The organism is Dokdonia sp. R78006 (assembly GCF_042466145.1).
Lineage (GTDB): Bacteria > Bacteroidota > Bacteroidia > Flavobacteriales > Flavobacteriaceae > Dokdonia.
On record NZ_JAXHBU010000001.1, the window covers coordinates 2962541 to 2981818 of the forward strand.

A 19278-nucleotide genomic window follows, 5' to 3' on the forward strand; every position below is an offset into this window, starting at 1 on the left:
TATGAGAAAAGGAATCATTTTAATAGTAGTTACCATAATCATGACAGCTACCCTTACCGCGCAAGATCGCGGTGAGGACAAGCTAGGCTCATGGGGTATGCTCTTTACTACAAATCAAATCTCTGAGAAATTAAGTCTACATGCAGAGGCGCAGTATCGTACTTATGAATTTGGAACCAATTTTAATCAGTTGTTATTGCGTACTGCTTTAAATTACCATATTTCTGAGAATGCAATGGCATCATTTGGTTATGGATATATCACTACAGACACAGCTTTTGAGGAGTTTGATGGTGAAAAGAATGTAACTGAAAATAGACTTTATGAGCAATTTGTATTAAAAAACTCATTAGGTAATTTTAAATTCAGCCACAGATACCGCTTAGAGCAACGCTTTATTAATAGGCCTTTTGGTGAGAACACGACAGAGCATAGAGCACGTTACTTTTTACGAGTAACCTACCCTCTTAACGACACTTGGTTTTTAACAGCTTATGATGAGATTTTTATTAATCTGCAGAATGACTTTTTCGGTCAAAACCGTTTATATGGTGCTGTAGGGTATAATTTCAACAAGAATGTGAGCACGCAAGTGGGCTACCTCAAAAATGATTTTGCGGTAGATACCTACGATCGTTTTCAAGTAGCACTGTTTATCAAAACAGATTTAAGAAAGAAGAAAGGGTGATAACATTCCCATATCATTAAAAAACCTCAATCTTATGATTGGGGTTTTCTTTTTTTACGCTTTCGCGAAAGCGGAACAGAAAAATATGATAAAAGTGTAAAAATCTAGAAGGATAACCTTTATAAGATATTAATTACACCTAATAATCGTACATTAAATTCTTTAAAGATAGGTTGCTCGATTTCCTACGACAGAAGAGCTACAACCATTCAACTAATAACTTATTATGAGATCTAGCAAGATAAATTTTACAAATGCACAAGGAGAAGTACTCTCTGGAAAACTTGACTTACCAGCAAACCAAGACCCACATAACTTTGCCATTTTTGCTCATTGCTTTACATGTACAAAAGATTTTAGCGCAGTGCGCAATGTGAGTCGCGCTTTGGCTTCACAAGGATTTGGAGTACTTCGCTTTGACTTTACTGGTTTAGGAGATAGCGATGGAGACTTTGCCGATACTAATTTTTCTAGCAATGTAGATGATCTCATAAGCGCTGCAGATTTCCTTGCCAAAGAATACAAAGCTCCTTCCCTACTGGTAGGTCACTCGCTAGGAGGTGCTGCTGCAATTTTTGCTGGAGGCAAGATTGACACTATAAAAGCCGTTGCGACTATAGGCGCTCCTAGCAACCCTGTACACGTTCAAAAACAACTAGGCGCACAGCTCGCAACTATACGAGAAGAAGGCCAAGCTCAGGTAAAACTAGCTGGGCGTGACTTTACGTTTAAAAAACAATTTATAGACAATCTAGAAGAAAATTCATGTGTAGATGCTGCTCGTGACTTGCACGAAGCGTTACTCATACTTCACTCACCGCAAGATGATACTGTATCTATTAAAAATGCAGAAGAGATTTACCTTGCAGCACATCATCCCAAAAGCTTTGTAACTCTTGATGGGTCTGAGCATTTATTAATTGACAAAGAAAATGCTTCTTATGTAGGAAAGATTATTGCGGGATGGGCTGCTCGATATATCCCTACTGAAGATGAAGCTTCAATAAGCACCACACACCAAGTAGTAGCAAGCCTAGACGCCGAAGATGGATTTTCTACACTTCTTAAGCTTGGAAGCCACCACCTTAAAGCAGATGAGCCTGCGCGCGTAGGAGGAAATGATTACGGCCCTACTCCTTATGAATTACTAGCAGGAAGTTTATCTGCCTGTACTGCGATGACCATACAGATGTATGCAAAGCGTAAAAACTGGCATATTGAAAATGTTGAGGTACATACTAGCTACTCAAAAACACATGCTCAAGATTGTGCTGTTTGTGAAGAAAGTGACACCGCAGGTAAAATAGATACGTTCCATAGAGAAATTAAAATCACATCAAATCTTGATGAGAAACAACTTAAACGCATCTTACAAATTGCAGATAAGTGTCCAGTACATAAAACACTACACAGCGAGACTCAGGTTCTTACGAAGTTAATATAGGATAGTTACGCTTTCGCGAAAGCGTACTCCATAAAAACACATCATCAATAAACATCAAAAGTTCGAAAGGGATACCATGTCCTATTCGAACTTTTTTTATTGCCTAGGTTATCAAATTATAAATTACTTGCGATACACGCAACGCAAAGGAGATTCATGCATCTAGGTATAAACTACAACATTATGAAACACGTATGTATCCTACTACTCGTATCTTTCTCTCTACTGAGCTGTGTCACAGACAGAAGTAGTGATGATATAGATACTATTGATCTATTATCAAACTACGATGCGATTACTCTTGATCGTCCCACTTTTGAAGCAAGCGTCACTCTTGAAGACGCAAGAAACATTATCAACTCAGGGAAAATTTATGTCATTAATGATTTACTCTTTGTAAATGAAAAGAATGAAGGCTTTCACGTTTTTGATAATGAAGATCCACAAAATCCTGCTGCCCTGGCATTTATTAAAGCTCCTGGTGCAACAGATCTCGCTATTAAAAACAATGTGTACTATATCAATCAAGCTGTAGATCTCATAGCAGTTACTTATGATAAACTTAATGCAAATCTGGTTGTCACAAAACGCATACGCGATGTGTTTCCCGTAAAACAATCTCCAGATGGATATATTCCAGATGTGGAGGATGGAGCTATAATTATTGATTACGAACTTCAAAACTAATTCAAGATGAGAACATATATTCTTATACTAGTATTTGCAATCGTTTCATTAGGATGCAGTTCAGATAGTAATGAGGGAAGCAGCTTTAATAGTGCTGATAGTATAGGGCAAGGTGGTTCACTAGCTACTTTTGTTATTAAAGGAGATTACCTTTATACCGTAGACAATGAAGATTTAAATGTTTTTAATATCACTACAACTACAGATCCCGTACTTGTAAATACAGTTCCTATTGGTTTTGACATTGAGACTTTATTCAGTTACAAAGATTACCTCTACATAGGTTCTCGAAACGGGATGTTTATTTATGATGTGAATAATCCAGAGTTTCCTGTACAATTATCATCTGTGCAACATTTTACTTCTTGCGATCCTGTTGTAGCAAATAGCAACTATGCTTTTGTGACATTATGGAGTGATTTAGGATGTGGTGGTTTTGTAAATCAACTAGAGGTTTATGACGTATCTGACGTGCTTAACCCTATGCTTGTTAATATTCGCCAACTTACATTCCCAAAAGGTCTAGGACTTTACGGAGACTACTTGATAGTGTGTGATGATGAGATCAAAATATTTGACATAACAAACCCAGCCGAGTCTGTGCTGGTGCATAGCATTGATAGACTGGCATTTGATGTAATCATTCAAGGAGACTTGTTAATTGCTGTAGGAGAAAGTGGCGTTTTTCAATATGCACTAAATGCTCAAAATATTACAGATACACCAGCCCTAAGTACCATAAGTATCTAAAAGGTTTTATAAATGTTTAGTATTTCTTAGCTAACCTTGGTATCTTAGAGGTTATTAAACACTAATCACAAAATTTTAAATTATGAAATTCAAGTATATTACCCTAGCAATACTAGCGACAGCAGCACTTGCAAGTTGTAAAAAAGATGTAAAGACTGTAGAAGAAGTTGAGGAAGTAACTGTAGAGGCAGAAGCTCCTGCAGCATCAGTAGCGCAAAAAATTATAATGAAACTAGAACCTAAAAGCGATAGCAAAGCTACTGGGAGTGTTGTTTTTAAAGAAGAAGATGGCCAAGTAAGTTTTACAGCTGTTATAGGTGGTCTTGATGAAGGAATGCATGCAATACACATACACGAGAGTGCAGATTGCTCTAGTGCAGATGGTTCATCGGCTGGAGGGCACTGGAACCCTACTAACGAGCAACACGGTAAATGGGGAGCAACAGAAGGTTTCCATAAAGGAGATATAGGAAACTTCCCAGCAGACGAAAGCGGGAACGGAACGATCACTATGAGCACAGATCAGTGGTGTATAGGTTGTGGAGATCCTAAAAAAGATATCGTAGGAAAAGCTATTATTGTACACCAAGGAACAGATGACTTTACATCTCAACCTAGTGGTGCAGCTGGAAAGCGTATCTCTTGTGGAGGAATTATTAAATAAGAAAGACCACTAACAAGTTTATAAAAAAAGCCTCACCATAACGGTGAGGCTTTTTTATGCGTTGTTGTGACCATATTAATTGGTATTTACATGTATTAGAATCTTTTTTACATAATACCAAGGAAGTATCACTCGCTATAAATGAGACGTTAGATAGTTTCTGTTACATCCATATCTCTATGGTTGATGATATAAACTGAGTCATTTCGCTACATATTACTCATAGCAAACAGGCCATGCTTATTAAAAATTTGTTACTAAAAAATATCATAACGCAAAAAAGCCCTCGCAAATGCGAGGGCTTTTTTTATAGTAAGTTCTTTTGATAAAATTACTTCTTAACTTCTACAGCAGATTTTTTTAAGGCCTGGCTCATCTCAATAGATAGAGCAGATCTCTCAAATTTCATTTTACCTGACATTGTTTCCAATACACAAGTACCGTTATCATTAAGTTCAAGGATTTTACCGTGTAAACCACTTTTTGTGATCACGCGATCTCCCTTGGCAAGATCTTTATCAAAGTTCTTTTCTTGCTTGAGTTTTTTACGCTGCGGTAGTACAATAAAAAATACTATAAATACCGTAAAGAGTAAAAGTGGGCCTAGTATGCCCTGCATTCCTTCGCCCATAGTGCTTATTTAGCTGCTCCTGCAGCAGGATTTACAAATGCTTTGATAAGTACAGTCTCTGTACCTTTCTCAGTGTTTGCTTTGATTGTAACAGTTTTAGTTACTTGGTTTGCACCACTACCGTTATATTTTACAAGTAATTCTCCTTTTTCTCCTGGAGCTACTGGATTTTTAGAATATTCTGGTACAGTACAACCACAAGAGCTCTTTGCATCTACAATTACTAATGGTGCTTTACCAGTGTTTGTAAATGTAAATTTGTGCTCAACAGTTGTTCCTTTTTCAATGTTTCCAAAATCAAATTCAGATTCATCAAAAGCAATAACTGGATATGTAGTAGCTTGTGCATCTCTTGCTGCAGCAACTTCTACATTTTCTTCTTTTACTTTGCTAGCTGCATCTTCCTTACATGAAGTAAATACCATAGCCGAAAGTACTCCTAATACTAATAAACCTTTTTTCATTGTTGTTTTTTATTAAATAATGATATGTAAAAATAAGAAAATTTAATTATTTTAAACCTCTACCCTCTTTCTTTAACCTTTTTTCTGACTCGTATTGTTTTACAAGCTTATCAAGTATTCCGTTTATAAAAATACTACTCTTAGGCGTTGAGTATTCCTTTGCTATCTCAAGGTACTCATTGATAGTTACTTTGACTGGAATGGTAGGGAATTTTAAAAACTCGCAAAGTGCCATTTTTATCAATACCATGTCTACATCTGCAATACGTTCTTTATCCCAGTTAGGCGTATTTTCTGAAATTTCAGAAGACAAGAATTCTTCATTTGCAACAGTTTTCTCAAGTAAGGTAGTTCCAAATAATAAATCCTCATCATTCTTAAAGAGCACTGGAAGCAACATAGACTCTGGAGATGCAGGTTTCATCTTCCCTATGCGCTTTAATACAGCCATGTTTACCATAGGTATATCATCTATCCAAGTAAGACGAGCATCCTCTATATAATCATATAGTTTATCATTAGGAGCAATAATCTCAGTGTAGGCAGCAACAAGGAATTTTTTATCTGATTTAAAATCAGATTCTCCTTGTTCCATGTACGAGGCATATAATTCACTATTTATAAGTTCGTTATAAATAAGAGTTACATACTCATCATTCATTCTCCAGTTTTTGAGTTTACGCTTACTTACCTCGTCGCGCAACTCTGCATTGTCAGATAATTTGACAAGCACTTGGTTCTGAATAAACTTTGTGTTAGGATTTTTTTCTTCTTCGGTTGCTAGAATCTTTTTAGAGAATTTTTCTTGTTCCGCTTTCGCGAAAGCGTGAACCTCCACCATTAAATCTAGCATTAAGAGATACAGATTGTACATCTGGTTCATACTCTCCACTGTAAATTTATCTTCTTGTTGAAGATCAAAATGCTCCTTACTACCTAGTGCGTAGATGGTTTGCATTACTTTGACACGGATATGGCGTCTGTTTAACATAGCGACAAAGAACTTTTAGTTTGGTTATAAAATGAAAAAAGATCATTTTTAAAATCGGTGCAAAAATACAGTATTTCTAAAAGTATCTCCATGTTTTATGGATTATGTTACACTAAAATTTGGCTCGCATAGGTCTTAAAAAAAACCGACCTTAGCGGTTCAAAAAAACTGCACAATATCGCCATGGGCGCACTACAATCATTAAACAAATATTTCTTACGCTATAAATGGCGTCTTATCGCTGGATTTTTCATTGTTATTGCTGCAAGATTCTTTGCAGTTTTTAATGTGGATATCGTAGGTGACATCATAAACGACGTAGAGATTTACATAAATGCTGGAGAGGATAATCTTCCTGGCCTTAAAAAATCAATGCTCTTTAAACTGGGCTTATTACTGGGAGCAGCATTACTTTCTGGATTTTTCACCTTCTTAATGAGACAGCTCATCATTGTAGTCTCTCGTTATATAGAAGCAGATCTTAAAAATGATGTGTACCAGCAATACCAAAGACTAAGCTTAGGTTTTTACAAACAGAACAGAACCGGAGATCTCATGAACCGCATCTCTGAGGATGTAACTAAAGTACGTATGTATGTAGGCCCTGCAATTATGTATCTCTTGCAAGCACTTGTTTTATTTGCTGTGGTAATACCTTATATGGTGAGAATGGCTCCTTCCCTAGCCGCTTACACACTTATTCCATTACCTATATTGTCTATTGCTATTTATAAACTAAGTCGTGCGATACATGTAAGGAGTACTATCGTTCAAGAGTATCTCTCAAAACTTACTACGTTTACTCAGGAATCCTTCAGCGGGATATCCGTGATAAAAGCTTACACGCTAGAAGCAAATACCTTTAAAGATTTTGCACAACTTAGTGAAGATAGTAAAGAGAAAAACTTAGACCTTGTAAAAGTACAAGCCTTCTTCTTCCCTCTCATGATAGGATTAATAGGCGCTAGTAACCTCATTGTAATCTTTGTGGGAGGACAACAATATATAGACGGCACCATACCAGATTTAGGTACACTAGTAGAATTTATAATGTATGTAAACATGCTTACTTGGCCTGTTGCTACCGTAGGATGGGTTACCTCGATAATTAAAGCTGCAGAGGCTTCACAAATACGTATTAATGAGTTTCTAGAAATAGCACCTCAAATTCAGAATACGGCAAGTAACCATACGCCTATTACAGGGGCTATCGAGTTTAAGGATGTTACATTTACCTATGATGACACAAATATCACAGCCTTAAAGAATGTATCTTTCTCTATTAATCCTGGACAGACCCTCGCAATAATAGGACCTACAGGTTCTGGAAAGTCAACAATTCTTGAGCTTATAGGTCGACTATATGACGTTACAAGCGGTGTTATACAAATAGACGGTCTTGCTATGAAAGATATTCATCTTGATGATTTACGATCAGAAATAGGTTATGTACCTCAAGATGCGTTCTTATTTTCTGATACTATAGGAGAAAATATCAAGTTTGGCGATACAGACGCAAGTGACGAACAGGTTTACGCTTTCGCGAAAGCGGCATCTGTACACCACAACATCATTGATTTTAAAAATGGTTATGATACCATTCTAGGAGAACGAGGGATCACACTTTCTGGAGGTCAAAAGCAGCGTGTATCCATAGCTAGAGCACTTATAGGCAACCCTAAAATATTACTTCTAGATGACTGTTTAAGCGCTGTAGATACCGAGACGGAAGAAGAAATACTAAACAATCTAGAGAAATTAACTGTCGATACTACGACCATCATCGTGAGCCATAGAATATCATCTGCAAAAAATGCTGACCAAATTCTAATTATTGAAGATGGAAAAATAACACAGCAAGGCTCTCACAATCAACTAATAGAGCAAGAAGGATACTATAAAGAACTTTACGTAAAACAACTAGACGAAAAAGAAATGTAGAAAAAATTGGGCAATGGCTAATTTTTTATCATTTTTGAAGTAGATAAACACAATCCAAACAATAAGGAATATTATGAGTGATTACGAAGGACGTGACAATGAAGAGATTTTCTCAAAAGTATTAAGAGCAGGAAGACGCACTTACTTTTTTGATGTAAGATCTACGAAGGCAGGAGATTATTACCTTACCATAACAGAGAGCAAGAAGTTTACAAATGATGATGGTTCTTTCCATTTTAAGAAACATAAAATCTACTTATACAAAGAAGACTTTGCTGGCTTTACAGAAAACTTGAATGATATGACTTCATACATTCTTGATGAAAAAGGAGAAGAAGTAATATCAGACCGTCACCAGAATGATTACTCACGCCCAGAGCCAACAGAAGTTGTAGACTCAGGAGCTGTTTCTTCAGAGAAGCCTAGTAGCATGAGCCCAGACAAGTTTACAGATGTAAGCTTCGATGATATTTAAAGAATAAATTACCCAAAATATATAAATACCACCTCTCGCGAGGTGGTATTTTTTTTGTTAGTCTCTTAAGAAAATTACTTCTTGAGCTCGCACATTACCTGTTTCTAGCGTGAGTATAATCTCCTTATCTAAGCTCATCAATACCACTAGACCATTTGCAATATTGTCCTCCATATAGGTCCCCATCACCACGTAAGTACTTGTTTCCAGATCTATTGACGTATTTATAACATTAATCCCTCGACCTGTTTCTGCAAAAATTCTATTTATTAAATCCGTACTCTCATAGGTTACAATAGTATCTGTTTCGTAGGAGTACATACTAGAAACAATCCCGTCAAACTCCTTAAAAACCATCTCATTTTGAGAAAACTGCGCTTCATTAAAGCCATCACTTATACTTAATCCTAAAGGAAACGAACTAACCTCGCTCGTTGTAAAAGTGCTTATATCAAGTACAACATGAGACACTGCGTCACCATTAAAATTAAAGAGATACATCTCATCCCGCACATCATTGTACATAAAACCACCATATTCACTTACATCTATAACACCTAAGCGCTCGCCATCTATTGCGCTATTTACATATAGATTACGCACACCTGTAAAAGTATCTACAGCTATGGCAAAAAATCTATTACCGCTGGCAAAGACATTAAATTGAACAGGCGCTATATCTGCGTTACCTAGATATGATTCTGAAGTTGTACCAGATAGTTGATTATAACTATGTACATAGATATCACAACAACTACTTGAAGCATCTAGATAATAGGTGAGTAAACTTTGCTCTGCATTGATAGTATAGAAATTATTTGTAGCATTCTCTGGATTAAAAAAATCTGTTACACTTCTCATACCACCTGTAGCCACATCGTAAAATACATAGGACGTAGTTGGAAAATCTAGGGCAAATGCAAGTTCTGTTCCTACAGTGTTTTGCAAAAACCCAAACTCAAATCCTATAGTTTCTTGAAGATCTGTAGTAATCATACCCTCATAAGATGCGGTCCACTTCACTAAGTTAAAGCTTGCCCCAGTCGTAAGGTCATCCCCTATTATGGCTATTGCAGGTAATATTATTTGTTCTTCATTAATAGCCGAAGAAAATGTGTCATCATTATCGCAATTTATAAATGCAACACATGTGACTATCAAAGAGAACCTGGTTAATAGCTTCATTTTTTTCTATAAGGTACTTATTAATTTTTAACAGCGATCACCTCTATTTCAATTTTGGCACCCAGAGCTAGTGATTCGGCAGCGAAGGTTGTTCTAGCAGGTTTTTGAGGGAAATAAGAACTATACACTTCATTGAATACTTTGAAGTCTTCTATATCATCAAGTATAACTAATGCTTTTACCACATTACTCATATCCATATCATGCTGCGCTAACACCTCTTTTATGTTTTCAAGGGTTTGCGTTGTTTCGGCAGTTATTCCGCCAGGTACTAGTGTGCGGTTTTTTTGATTTAAACCTATTTGACCAGAGAGAAAATACATATTACCCACTTGCACTGCGTCAGAAAAAGGAGCGTCTTTCTTTGTGATCTCATGAGACTTATGAAAGACAGGTTTTTCATTAATTTCAACCTTGGTTTCTGGTACAGGTCTAGTAAGAGAATGTCTTTCTTGACAAGACAAAAGAAGTAATAAACACGCGGCGCTTAAGAGAAGTCTTTTCATATAGATTGTTTTTTAGACAATAAATGTACACATAGATGAGAACCTTTTTTAAGGATTACGTATTTTTAAACTTTTAGATTACATGATGTAGTACGCTTTCGCGAAAGCGCACTAACAACCTACCAATATGGATAAAAAACAAGAATTTCTAGAATTCATTAAAGCAGGAAATACGTTTAAGGGAGACTTTATAACGATGGGAGCTGCGATGCTAGATGGTGAGACGATTACAAATGCACATGTAAAAGTGCCCCTTAAAACCTTGAATCGTCACGGTCTTATAGCCGGAGCAACTGGAACGGGTAAAACAAAAACACTACAAATAATAGCCGAAAACTTATCTGACAAAGGTATCCCTGTACTTTTAATGGATATGAAAGGTGATCTTTCTGGTATTGCAAAAGCAAGCCCAGGACATGCTAAGATAGATGAGCGCCATGCAAAAATTGGGGTCCCCTTTGAGGCCAAAGATTTCCCTGTAGAACTTCTCACACTCTCAGATCAAAATGGGGTGAGACTAAGAGCCACAGTAAGTGAGTTTGGACCTGTATTATTTTCTCGTATTCTTGATGCTACGGTTGCACAATCTGGTATTATCTCTATTCTTTTTAAATATAGTGATGATAACAAATTGCCTTTACTAGATCTAAAAGATTTTAAAAAAATCTTACAGTACGCTACTAAGGAAGGTAAAGGAGAGATAGAAGAAAATTACGGAAGAATATCTCCTGCTTCTTCTGGATCTATCTTACGTAAGATTGTTGAGCTAGAACAACAAGGAGCAGATATCTTTTTTGGTGAGAAGTCTTTTGATACAGATGATCTTACAAGGAAAACAGAAGATGGTCGTGGCGTTATTAACGTGATTCGTCTTACAGATATTCAAGACAGACCTAAACTGTTTTCTACATTTATGCTGAGCTTGCTGGCAGAGATTTACTCTACCTTTCCAGAACAAGGTGATAGCGGTAAACCAGAGCTCGTAATCTTTATAGATGAAGCACACCTTATATTTAAAGAAGCCTCAAAAGCACTGCACAGCCAGATAGAAAGTATAGTAAAATTAATACGTTCTAAGGGGGTTGGAATTTATTTTGTAACCCAGAATCCAACAGATATTCCAGATGGAGTATTGAGTCAGCTAGGTCTAAAAGTACAACATGCATTACGTGCATTTACTGCAAAAGATAGAAAAGCAATTAAACTTACTGCCGAAAACTATCCAGATTCTCCATACTACGATACCAAGTCCGTACTTACCTCGTTAGGTATAGGGGAAGCACTAATATCTGCCCTTGATGAGAAAGGTCGCCCTACTCCACTTGCTGCAACAATGTTACGTGCTCCTATGTCGCGTATGGACGTGCTTACTCAAAAAGAGATTGATAGTATTAATGATAGATCTGAACTAGTAGAAAAGTATAGCGAACTCACAGACCGTGAGAGTGCTTACGAACTTTTACAGAAAAAGATAGATAAAGCAAACGAATCTGAAGCAAAGGAAAAAGCCAAAGAAGAACGTGCCAAAGCAACAAAGTCTTCTTCTAGATCATCTAGTTCAAAAAGCACACAAAGTGCTGGAGCAAAAGCATTAATTAAGGTACTTACCAGTGCTACAGTAATACGCGGAGTATTTGGTATACTTGGTAAAATGCTTAAATAGTTAGAAACCATTAAAATATTTAAAGCTCACCTAGCGGTAGTTTTATTACAAATAATAGCATCCATCACATATGAGGTGCATCTATATTTTATGAAAAAACACATTATAACATTATCACTTTTAGGACTAGTAGTAGCAAGCTGTAGTAATTCTGGAAACTTCAGTATCTCCAGTGAGACTGTAGGACCACTTACAAAAACAACAAAGGTAAGCGAACTTAAAACTGCCTTTGCAAATGATAGTCTTGTAGATGCTACAGGAGCCACAGATTTTAAGACGCCACAAGGATATGTGACCGTTTTTGAAAAAGGAGGTAAAAAACTGTTAGAACTAGGACCTAGTTCAAACGAAAGCGATGCTACTATAAATTATATACGTGTATATGATGAGCGCTTTAAAACGACTGAAGGAGTAACGACAAAAAGTACCTTTAAAGATATTCAAGACGGTTATAAGATTAAACGTATAGACAACTTGATATCTACCATTGTTGTTCTTATCGAGGATAATGATATCTTCTTTACAATCGATAAAAAGCACCTTCCATCTGAACTTATGTTTGATACACAATCTAAAGTAGAGCTTTCTCAAATCCCAGATGATGCACCTATTAAATATGTTCAAATAAGCTGGTAATGAGTAAAAAATATAAAATTCAGAAAAGCCCATTTGTAGTACCTACTACAGATGGAAAGTTAATAGAGGAGCACTGGGGTCGCGCCACAGATGGAAATACAGATGTAAGCATAGCTCACATGGTTGCACCACCAGGATGGAGTGAGCCTTTTCAAACTCCAGAATTTGACGAGTATACTTATATAATACGTGGTAAGAAACAATTTATCATAGAAAACGAAACTTTAATACTGGAAACGGGTCAAAGCATTAAAATAGAACGTAATACAAGAGTTCAATACAGCAATCCATTTACTGAAGAATGCGAGTATATGTCCATTTGTACTCCTGCATTTTCGCCAGATTCCGTTAACAGAGAATAATATTACTATTGAAAAAGTCACTACAACGCCTTATACCTAAACTTATAGGGGCAAAAATTAATAGCGTTAGTCTTGCTAGTCCTGCCAAAGCAGCGCAGCAATCATTTAATATCTTTTGTACTCCTCGCAAAGGCAGACCTTATGGGGAGCAAATTCAATATTTAGAAAATCCAAAATTTGAAAAATTAGATTCTGGATCTTGTGAGCTTCAGTCATATCATTGGAAAGGAACTGGCAAAAAGGTTCTTCTCATTCATGGATGGGAAAGTAATACTTATAGATGGTATAGACTTATAGAAGATTTACAGAAAAAGAATTATGACATCTACGCCATAGATGCACCTGCTCATGGATACTCAACTGGAAAATTACTTAACGTTCCAAGATATGCTCAGGCAATAGAAACTGCAGTCAATGCTTATAAACCTGATCATATTATCGCACACTCGATAGGTGGTCTTGCTACGGTGTTTCATCAGTTTACTTACAAACCTGAAGGCTTGACATCTGCAGTAATCTTAGGATCTGCTTCAGAGCTTGCAGAAATTATGGTGGGCTATAAGGCAATTCTTGGCTTGAATAATAGAACTATGACTGCCTTAGAAAAATTAGTCAAGGAATTATTTGGTTATAATTTTAAGGAATTTTCTGGTGCGGCATTTGCAAAATCTCTTACCCTACCGGCATTGATTATTCATGATAAGTATGATAAAATAACGCCCGTCTCTGCTTCTCAAAATATCCACAAGAACTGGAAAGGGAGCACCTATATTGAAACGGAAGGCTATGGGCACTCCTTGTATCAAGAAGAAGTGCGTAAGCATATTGTAGACTTTTTAGCTTAAGTTTTCTATATCGTCCACATCATCTTGAGAACTTTTAGAACCTTCGTTGTGTACATTTAAATCATAACCCACGTAAAAACCTAATGGTTCATCTATGATTAATTTAACTTGTGAAGCTACTTGACCAGTATGAAATGAAAAATGCTCTACTGCATGAAGCACTAGTCCTATTCCAGAATAGTTAAATCCCTGCACTTGTCTTTTATTTAAAAGATTTTCAGGTAATGCATCTTCTATTATAATAGTCGCAGACTGTACAGTAAGCAACAATTTTTGAAGAAGTTCATCTCTAGTATACCCATCTTCTGTCGAAAATTCTAGTTCACGATCACGCTCATCTGGCTTGCCACCAAGTCCAGATATAATGTACTGAGTTAGATTGCCACAGATATGCAATAGCTGATTACCAAGTGTATTGAGAGCTTGATTTTGCTTTATCCAAATTTCATCTTCTGAGATTTTGGATAAAGCAATACTAATCATGCGCACATTCTCGTCTAAACGAAAAATAGCATTTTCTTTAAAATCTTCGTGCCAGCTACTTTGCATACTACGCCTTTGTTTCTAAAATATAATTCTCTAGCTGCTTTAATGAAATTCTATTCTCATAAATAGCTTTTCCTATAATCGTCCCTTCGCAACCCATTGCTGCAAGCTTAGGAAGTTCATCAAAAGTAGAAATTCCGCCTGATGCGATTAGTTTCAAATCTGGCGTACTTTTTAATATCTCTTCATATAAGTCAAAACTAGGACCTTCAAGCATACCGTCTTTACTTATATCTGTACAAATAACATAAGACACCCCTTCCTTGTTGTAAGAGTTTATAAACTCTACCACATCATCATCAGACTCTTCAAGCCATCCAGAGATTGCAATTTTTCTATTATGAGCATCTGCTCCCAAGATAATTTTATCACTCCCAAATTTTGATAGCCAGCTCTTGAATGTTTCCGGATTTTTTACAGCAATACTTCCACCAGTGATTTGAGAAGCACCACTTTCAAAAGCAATCCTTAAGTCCTCATCTGTTTTCAATCCTCCGCCAAAATCTACTTTTAAACTCGTTTGAGAAGCAATTTGTTCAAGAATCTTATGGTTTACAATATGCTTACTCTTTGCGCCATCTAGATCTACAAGGTGTAAGTGTGTAATCCCATGTGCTTCAAATTGCTTTGCAACCTCAAGCGGATTTTCATTATACACTTTCTTCGTTGCATAATCACCCTTAGAAAGGCGTACACAAGCTCCCTCTATGATATCTATTGCAGGTATAATCCTCATAATTCTAAAAAGTTTTTAAGTATTTGTTCTCCCACATTACTAGATTTTTCTGGGTGAAACTGTGTTCCATAAAAGTTATCCTTTGCAAAAGCACTTCCATAAGGAATTCCATAAGAAGTGGTCGCTATGGTTTCGGTCGTTACTGGGGCGTAAAAACTATGCACCATATAAATAAATGATCCATCCTCTACTCCTTTAAATAATGGAGATTTAAGATCTGTAATCTTGTTCCACTGTATTTGTGGGACTTTTACGCTTTCGCGAAAGCGTAACACATCTACATCAAAGATTCCCAACCCTTCTGTATTACCTTCTTCAGAACGGTTACACATAAGTTGCATCCCAAGACAGATTCCTAAAACAGGCTGCTTTAATGTAGGAATCACTTTATCAAGACCCGTTTCTCTCAGTTTTGACATGGCACTACTCGCCTCGCCTACTCCTGGAAAAATCACCTTATCTGCCGAACGAATTTCTTCTTCATCGTTGCTTAAAGTGGCTTCAAATCCTAAGCGTTCTATCGCAAATTTTATGCTCTGTATATTACCAGCGCCATAATTAATTATTACTATTTTCATTACAGCATCCCTTTTGTAGATGGTAAAATCATCTTATCTGCATCTCTCTTTACCGCTACTTTAATAGCCTTTGCAAATGCTTTAAATATGGCTTCTATTTTATGGTGCTCGTTTGTTCCTTCGGCTTTGATATTAAGGTTTGCCTTTGCACCATCTGTAAACGATTTGAAGAAGTGATAAAACATTTCTGTAGGCATTTTACCTATCATCTCACGATTAAAATCTGCTCCCCAAACGAGCCAGTTTCTTCCTCCAAAGTCTATAGCAACTTGCGCAAGACAATCGTCCATAGGCAAGCAAAAACCGTAACGTTCTATTCCTAATTTATTACCTAAAGCGATGGCAAACACTTCTCCTAGGGCAATTGCTGTGTCTTCAATAGTGTGGTGTTCATCTACTTCTAGGTCTCCTTTTACTTGGATATCTAAATCCATTTGCCCATGACGAGCAATTTGATCCAGCATATGGTCAAAGAATGAAAGCCCAGTATCTATATTTGATTTACCAGTACCATCAAGGTTCAGAGTAATGTTTATGTCTGTTTCATTCGTTTTTCGCGAAAGCGTAGCAACACGTCTTTCTAACTTAAGAAACTCATAAATCTTCTGCCAATCGTTAGTCTCTAGGGCAATATCTTTATTCAAATCATCTTGTGAGATAGTGATTTCTCCCGTACCAAGATTAGTATCATCATTAATATATATACCTTTTGCACCTAAGTTTGTTGCTAGTTGCATATCTGTAAGGCGGTCACCTATTACAAAAGAGTTTGCAAGATCATATTCCTCAGAAAAGTATTGAGTTAATAATCCTGTACCAGGTTTTCTAGTGTCTTTATTTTCGTGCGGAAATGTGCGGTCTAAAAATACATTATCAAAAACAACCCCTTCGTTTTCAAAAGACTTCATTATAAAATTGTGCACTGGCCAGAATGTATCTTCCGGAAAAGAGTCTGTACCTAAGCCATCTTGATTTGTAATCATTACAAGCTCATAATCCAGCTCCTGCGCAATCTTACCTAACCAAGTAAAACACTTAGGATAGAATATCATTTTTTCAAACGCATCGATTTGTTCATCTACCGTTTCTTTAATCATTGTACCATCACGGTCGATAAAAAGGACTTTTTTAGCCATTATTTTAATGTATTTAATGCGTTTATAAGTTGTGTGTTTTCTTCTGTAGTTCCCACTGTAAAACGTAGTGTATTCTCACACAAAGGCTGTGTGCTTCTGTTACGTACAACAATCCCAAGAGCTATAAGTTGCTTGTAACGCTCGTTTGCATCATCTACTCTTGCTAGAATAAAGTTTGCGTCAGATGGAAAAATCTCTTTAACAAATGGTACTTCTTGTAAGACCTTTGATAAAGCCGCTCTGTTCTCTAAAAGCGTATTTATTTCTGTATTTATAGTCTCCGTTTGCACCAACCTATTATAAGCTCTTTCTTGTGTAAGAGCGTTTACGTTATAGGGAGGCTTGATTTTATTTAAAACGGTAATAATCTCATCACTTGCAAGGCACAAGCCTAAACGTATACCTGCAAGGCCATAAGCCTTAGATAGTGTTTGCGTGATTATTAAATTAGGATATTGAGATAACTGTTTTGACCAACTTTCTGTAGTTGCAAAATCTATGTATGCTTCATCAAGAATTACTAGACCTTTAAAAGTTTCTAAAATCTCAATAATAGCAGCTGCATCAATAACATTACCCGTTGGATTGTTTGGCGAGCAAATAAAAATAAGCTTTGTATGCTCATTTAAGGCAGCCAAAATACCCGCAGTATCAAGTTGGAAATCTTGATTAAGTAAGACTTCTGTATTTTTAATATCATTTGTTCCAGCAAGCACCTTGTACATTCCATATGTAGGTGGCACAGTGATGATTTCATCCTTGCCTGGAATACAAAATGCTCTAAATATTAAATCAAGCACTTCATCACTACCGTTACCCAATAACAATTGGCTCTCAGAAATACCGCGCTGTGCAGCTATAAGACTCTTTAAAGTGCGTTGCTGCGGATCTGGATATCTATTTACACCATTTTCAAATGGATTTTCATTTGCATCAAGAAATATCATTTCCTTATCAAAATCTGTAAACTCATCTCTAGCAGAGCTATAAGCTTGCATGCTTGCCACGTTAGGACGGACGAGACTAGAGATACTAAAGGTTTTATTCATACTAAAAGGTGTAGCTTATTGTAATTTTTTAAGTCTAAGAGTTACCGCATTTTTATGTGCATCAAGTCCTTCTGCAGCAGCCATAAGCTCAATAGCTGGACCTATATTTTGAATCCCTTTTGGTGATATTTTTTGAAAGGTCATAGACTTCATAAAACTATCAAGATTTACACCGCTGTATTGTTTTGCATAACCATTAGTAGGTAGGGTGTGATTTGTTCCAGATGCATAATCTCCAGCACTCTCAGGCGTATAGTTACCTATAAATACAGATCCTGCATTCATGATATTATCCACATAAAAGTCTTCGTTTTTCATGCATACAATAAAATGTTCTGGGCCGTACACATCAATTAGTGCTAAAGCAGTTTCATCGTTTTCAACATATATTAGTTTGCTGTTTTCGATGGCTTTTTCTGCAATATGCTTTCGCGAAAGCGTACTCATTTGCATTTCCACTTCTCTTTCTACATCATCTATAAGTTTACGTGAAGTTGCTACTAAAATAACTTGACTATCAACACCGTGCTCTGCCTGGCTTAATAAATCTGACGCTACAAAACTCGCATCTGCCGAATCATCTGCCACCACTAATAACTCTGAAGGTCCAGCAGGCATATCAATCGCTACACCGTGCTTAGTTGCAATTTGTTTTGCTACTGTTACAAACTGATTTCCTGGACCAAATATTTTATATACTTGAGGTACAGTCTCTGTTCCAAAAGTCATCGCAGCAATCGCCTGGATACCTCCTACTTTGAAAATTTTAGTAACTCCGCTCAGCTTTGCGGTGTATAAAATTGCAGGATTTACATTTCCATTTTTATCTGGAGGTGTACATAATACAATTTCTTTACAACCAGCAATATTTGCAGGGGTTGCAAGCATCAATATTGTCGAAAATAATGGTGCTGTTCCTCCAGGGATATAAAGTCCTACTTTTTGAATAGGTCGTTTTTCTTGCCAGCAATCTACTCCATCTGTTGTAGTTACTGCTACTCTAGTAGTTTTTTGTGCTGTGTGGAAACGTTCAATATTTCCTTTTGCTAGCTGTATCGCCTCTTTTAATTCTATAGATAAAGAATTTTCGGCATCACGTATTTCATGATCAGATACAGTGATAGTATCTAGCGTAACATTATCAAAAATGGACGTGTATTTTGCAACCGCCTCATCTCCCTTTAACTTTACCTCTTTGAAGATATCATTTACTGTAGCCTCGATATCATCTACTGTTTGAGTAGGTCTTTTAAGGATTTTCTCCCACTCACTTCTTTCTGGATTATAGATCTTATTCATAG

22 protein-coding genes are annotated in these 19278 nt (G+C 36.5%); 11 read left to right on the forward strand and 11 right to left on the reverse strand.

What is annotated here, in order from left to right; genetic code table 11:
* Position 1 precedes the first annotated feature (1 nt).
* From SJY37_RS13150 to SJY37_RS13170, 5 genes are all read left to right on the forward strand, one after another.
* Complete coding sequence (locus SJY37_RS13150; RefSeq protein ID WP_298325327.1) at positions 2-688, forward strand: DUF2490 domain-containing protein; 687 nt, start codon at positions 2-4, stop codon at positions 686-688.
* A gap of 226 nt (positions 689-914) precedes the next feature.
* Positions 915-2132 (forward strand): bifunctional alpha/beta hydrolase/OsmC family protein, encoded by a 1218-nt coding sequence (locus SJY37_RS13155; protein WP_298325330.1) that lies wholly within the window; start codon positions 915-917, stop codon positions 2130-2132.
* Positions 2133-2315: 183 nt separating this feature from the next.
* Positions 2316-2819, forward strand: a complete 504-nt coding sequence (locus tag SJY37_RS13160; protein ID WP_298325333.1) for a hypothetical protein — start codon at positions 2316-2318, stop codon at positions 2817-2819.
* Between the two features lie 6 nt (positions 2820-2825).
* A complete protein-coding gene (locus tag SJY37_RS13165; protein WP_298325336.1) occupies positions 2826-3569 on the forward strand; it encodes an LVIVD repeat-containing protein in 744 nt (247 codons plus the stop codon).
* A gap of 82 nt (positions 3570-3651) precedes the next feature.
* Complete coding sequence (locus SJY37_RS13170; protein ID WP_298325339.1) at positions 3652-4233, forward strand: superoxide dismutase family protein; 582 nt, start codon at positions 3652-3654, stop codon at positions 4231-4233.
* Positions 4234-4564: 331 nt separating this feature from the next.
* Here SJY37_RS13170 and yajC read toward each other — a convergent pair whose 3' ends face one another.
* Genes yajC through nusB form a run of 3 tightly spaced genes read right to left on the reverse strand, consistent with a single transcriptional unit; the run spans position 4565 to position 6286 of the window.
* Entirely contained in the window at positions 4565-4864 is a 300-nt protein-coding gene (gene yajC / locus SJY37_RS13175) for a preprotein translocase subunit YajC (protein WP_013752057.1), read from the reverse strand.
* 5 nt (positions 4865-4869) lie between these two features.
* Positions 4870-5328 carry a DUF1573 domain-containing protein gene (locus tag SJY37_RS13180; RefSeq protein WP_108878926.1) on the reverse strand — a complete coding sequence of 153 codons (459 nt, stop codon included), beginning with the start codon at positions 5326-5328 and terminating at the stop codon, positions 4870-4872.
* Positions 5329-5374: 46 nt separating this feature from the next.
* On the reverse strand, positions 5375-6286 hold the full coding sequence (gene nusB / locus SJY37_RS13185) for a transcription antitermination factor NusB (RefSeq protein WP_298325349.1): 912 nt from the start codon (positions 6284-6286) through the stop codon (positions 5375-5377).
* Between the two features lie 216 nt (positions 6287-6502).
* On the opposite strand from nusB, the gene SJY37_RS13190 reads away from it, so the two are divergent.
* Positions 6503-8260: an ABC transporter ATP-binding protein gene (locus SJY37_RS13190; RefSeq protein ID WP_298325352.1), complete on the forward strand. Its 1758-nt coding sequence runs from the start codon at positions 6503-6505 to the stop codon at positions 8258-8260.
* Positions 8261-8333: 73 nt separating this feature from the next.
* Positions 8334-8735, forward strand: coding sequence for a PUR family DNA/RNA-binding protein (locus SJY37_RS13195; protein ID WP_013752053.1), 402 nt, complete (start codon positions 8334-8336; stop codon positions 8733-8735).
* A 57-nt stretch (positions 8736-8792) separates the two neighbouring features.
* On the opposite strand, the gene SJY37_RS13200 is transcribed toward SJY37_RS13195, so the two are convergent.
* Positions 8793-9896 (reverse strand): hypothetical protein, encoded by a 1104-nt coding sequence (locus tag SJY37_RS13200; RefSeq protein WP_298325356.1) that lies wholly within the window; start codon positions 9894-9896, stop codon positions 8793-8795.
* A 44-nt stretch (positions 9897-9940) separates the two neighbouring features.
* A complete protein-coding gene (locus tag SJY37_RS13205; RefSeq protein ID WP_298325359.1) occupies positions 9941-10426 on the reverse strand; it encodes a RidA family protein in 486 nt (161 codons plus the stop codon).
* Positions 10427-10553: 127 nt separating this feature from the next.
* Between SJY37_RS13205 and SJY37_RS13210 the strand changes: the two genes are divergently transcribed.
* From SJY37_RS13210 to SJY37_RS13225, 4 genes are all read left to right on the forward strand, one after another.
* Positions 10554-12089, forward strand: a complete 1536-nt coding sequence (locus tag SJY37_RS13210) for a helicase HerA-like domain-containing protein (protein ID WP_298325362.1) — start codon at positions 10554-10556, stop codon at positions 12087-12089.
* Positions 12090-12179: 90 nt separating this feature from the next.
* Positions 12180-12725 (forward strand): hypothetical protein, encoded by a 546-nt coding sequence (locus SJY37_RS13215; RefSeq protein WP_298325365.1) that lies wholly within the window; start codon positions 12180-12182, stop codon positions 12723-12725.
* Positions 12725-13087, forward strand: a complete 363-nt coding sequence (locus SJY37_RS13220) for a cupin domain-containing protein (RefSeq protein ID WP_298325368.1) — start codon at positions 12725-12727, stop codon at positions 13085-13087. Before SJY37_RS13215 ends, SJY37_RS13220 begins: the two co-directional genes overlap by 1 nt.
* An 8-nt stretch (positions 13088-13095) precedes the next feature.
* A complete protein-coding gene (locus tag SJY37_RS13225) occupies positions 13096-13932 on the forward strand; it encodes an alpha/beta hydrolase (protein ID WP_298325370.1) in 837 nt (278 codons plus the stop codon).
* On the opposite strand, the gene SJY37_RS13230 is transcribed toward SJY37_RS13225, so the two are convergent.
* From SJY37_RS13230 to hisD, 6 genes are read right to left on the reverse strand one after another with little or no spacing between them, the layout of a single operon-like run.
* Entirely contained in the window at positions 13924-14481 is a 558-nt protein-coding gene (locus SJY37_RS13230; protein WP_298325372.1) for a DinB family protein, read from the reverse strand. The two genes, SJY37_RS13225 and SJY37_RS13230, sit on opposite strands and share 9 nt — an antisense overlap.
* A 1-nt stretch (position 14482) precedes the next feature.
* Entirely contained in the window at positions 14483-15214 is a 732-nt protein-coding gene (gene hisA, locus SJY37_RS13235) for a 1-(5-phosphoribosyl)-5-[(5-phosphoribosylamino)methylideneamino]imidazole-4-carboxamide isomerase (RefSeq protein WP_298325376.1), read from the reverse strand.
* Complete coding sequence (gene hisH / locus SJY37_RS13240) at positions 15211-15792, reverse strand: imidazole glycerol phosphate synthase subunit HisH (RefSeq protein ID WP_298325379.1); 582 nt, start codon at positions 15790-15792, stop codon at positions 15211-15213. The genes hisA and hisH overlap by 4 nt, the downstream gene beginning before the upstream one ends.
* Entirely contained in the window at positions 15792-16928 is a 1137-nt protein-coding gene (gene hisB / locus SJY37_RS13245; protein ID WP_379953222.1) for a bifunctional histidinol-phosphatase/imidazoleglycerol-phosphate dehydratase HisB, read from the reverse strand. The genes hisH and hisB overlap by 1 nt, the downstream gene beginning before the upstream one ends.
* Entirely contained in the window at positions 16928-17977 is a 1050-nt protein-coding gene (gene hisC / locus SJY37_RS13250) for a histidinol-phosphate transaminase (RefSeq protein ID WP_298325385.1), read from the reverse strand. Before hisC ends, hisB begins: the two co-directional genes overlap by 1 nt.
* Before the next feature lie 15 nt (positions 17978-17992).
* Complete coding sequence (hisD, locus tag SJY37_RS13255; RefSeq protein ID WP_298325388.1) at positions 17993-19276, reverse strand: histidinol dehydrogenase; 1284 nt, start codon at positions 19274-19276, stop codon at positions 17993-17995.
* Positions 19277-19278: the final 2 nt, after the last annotated feature.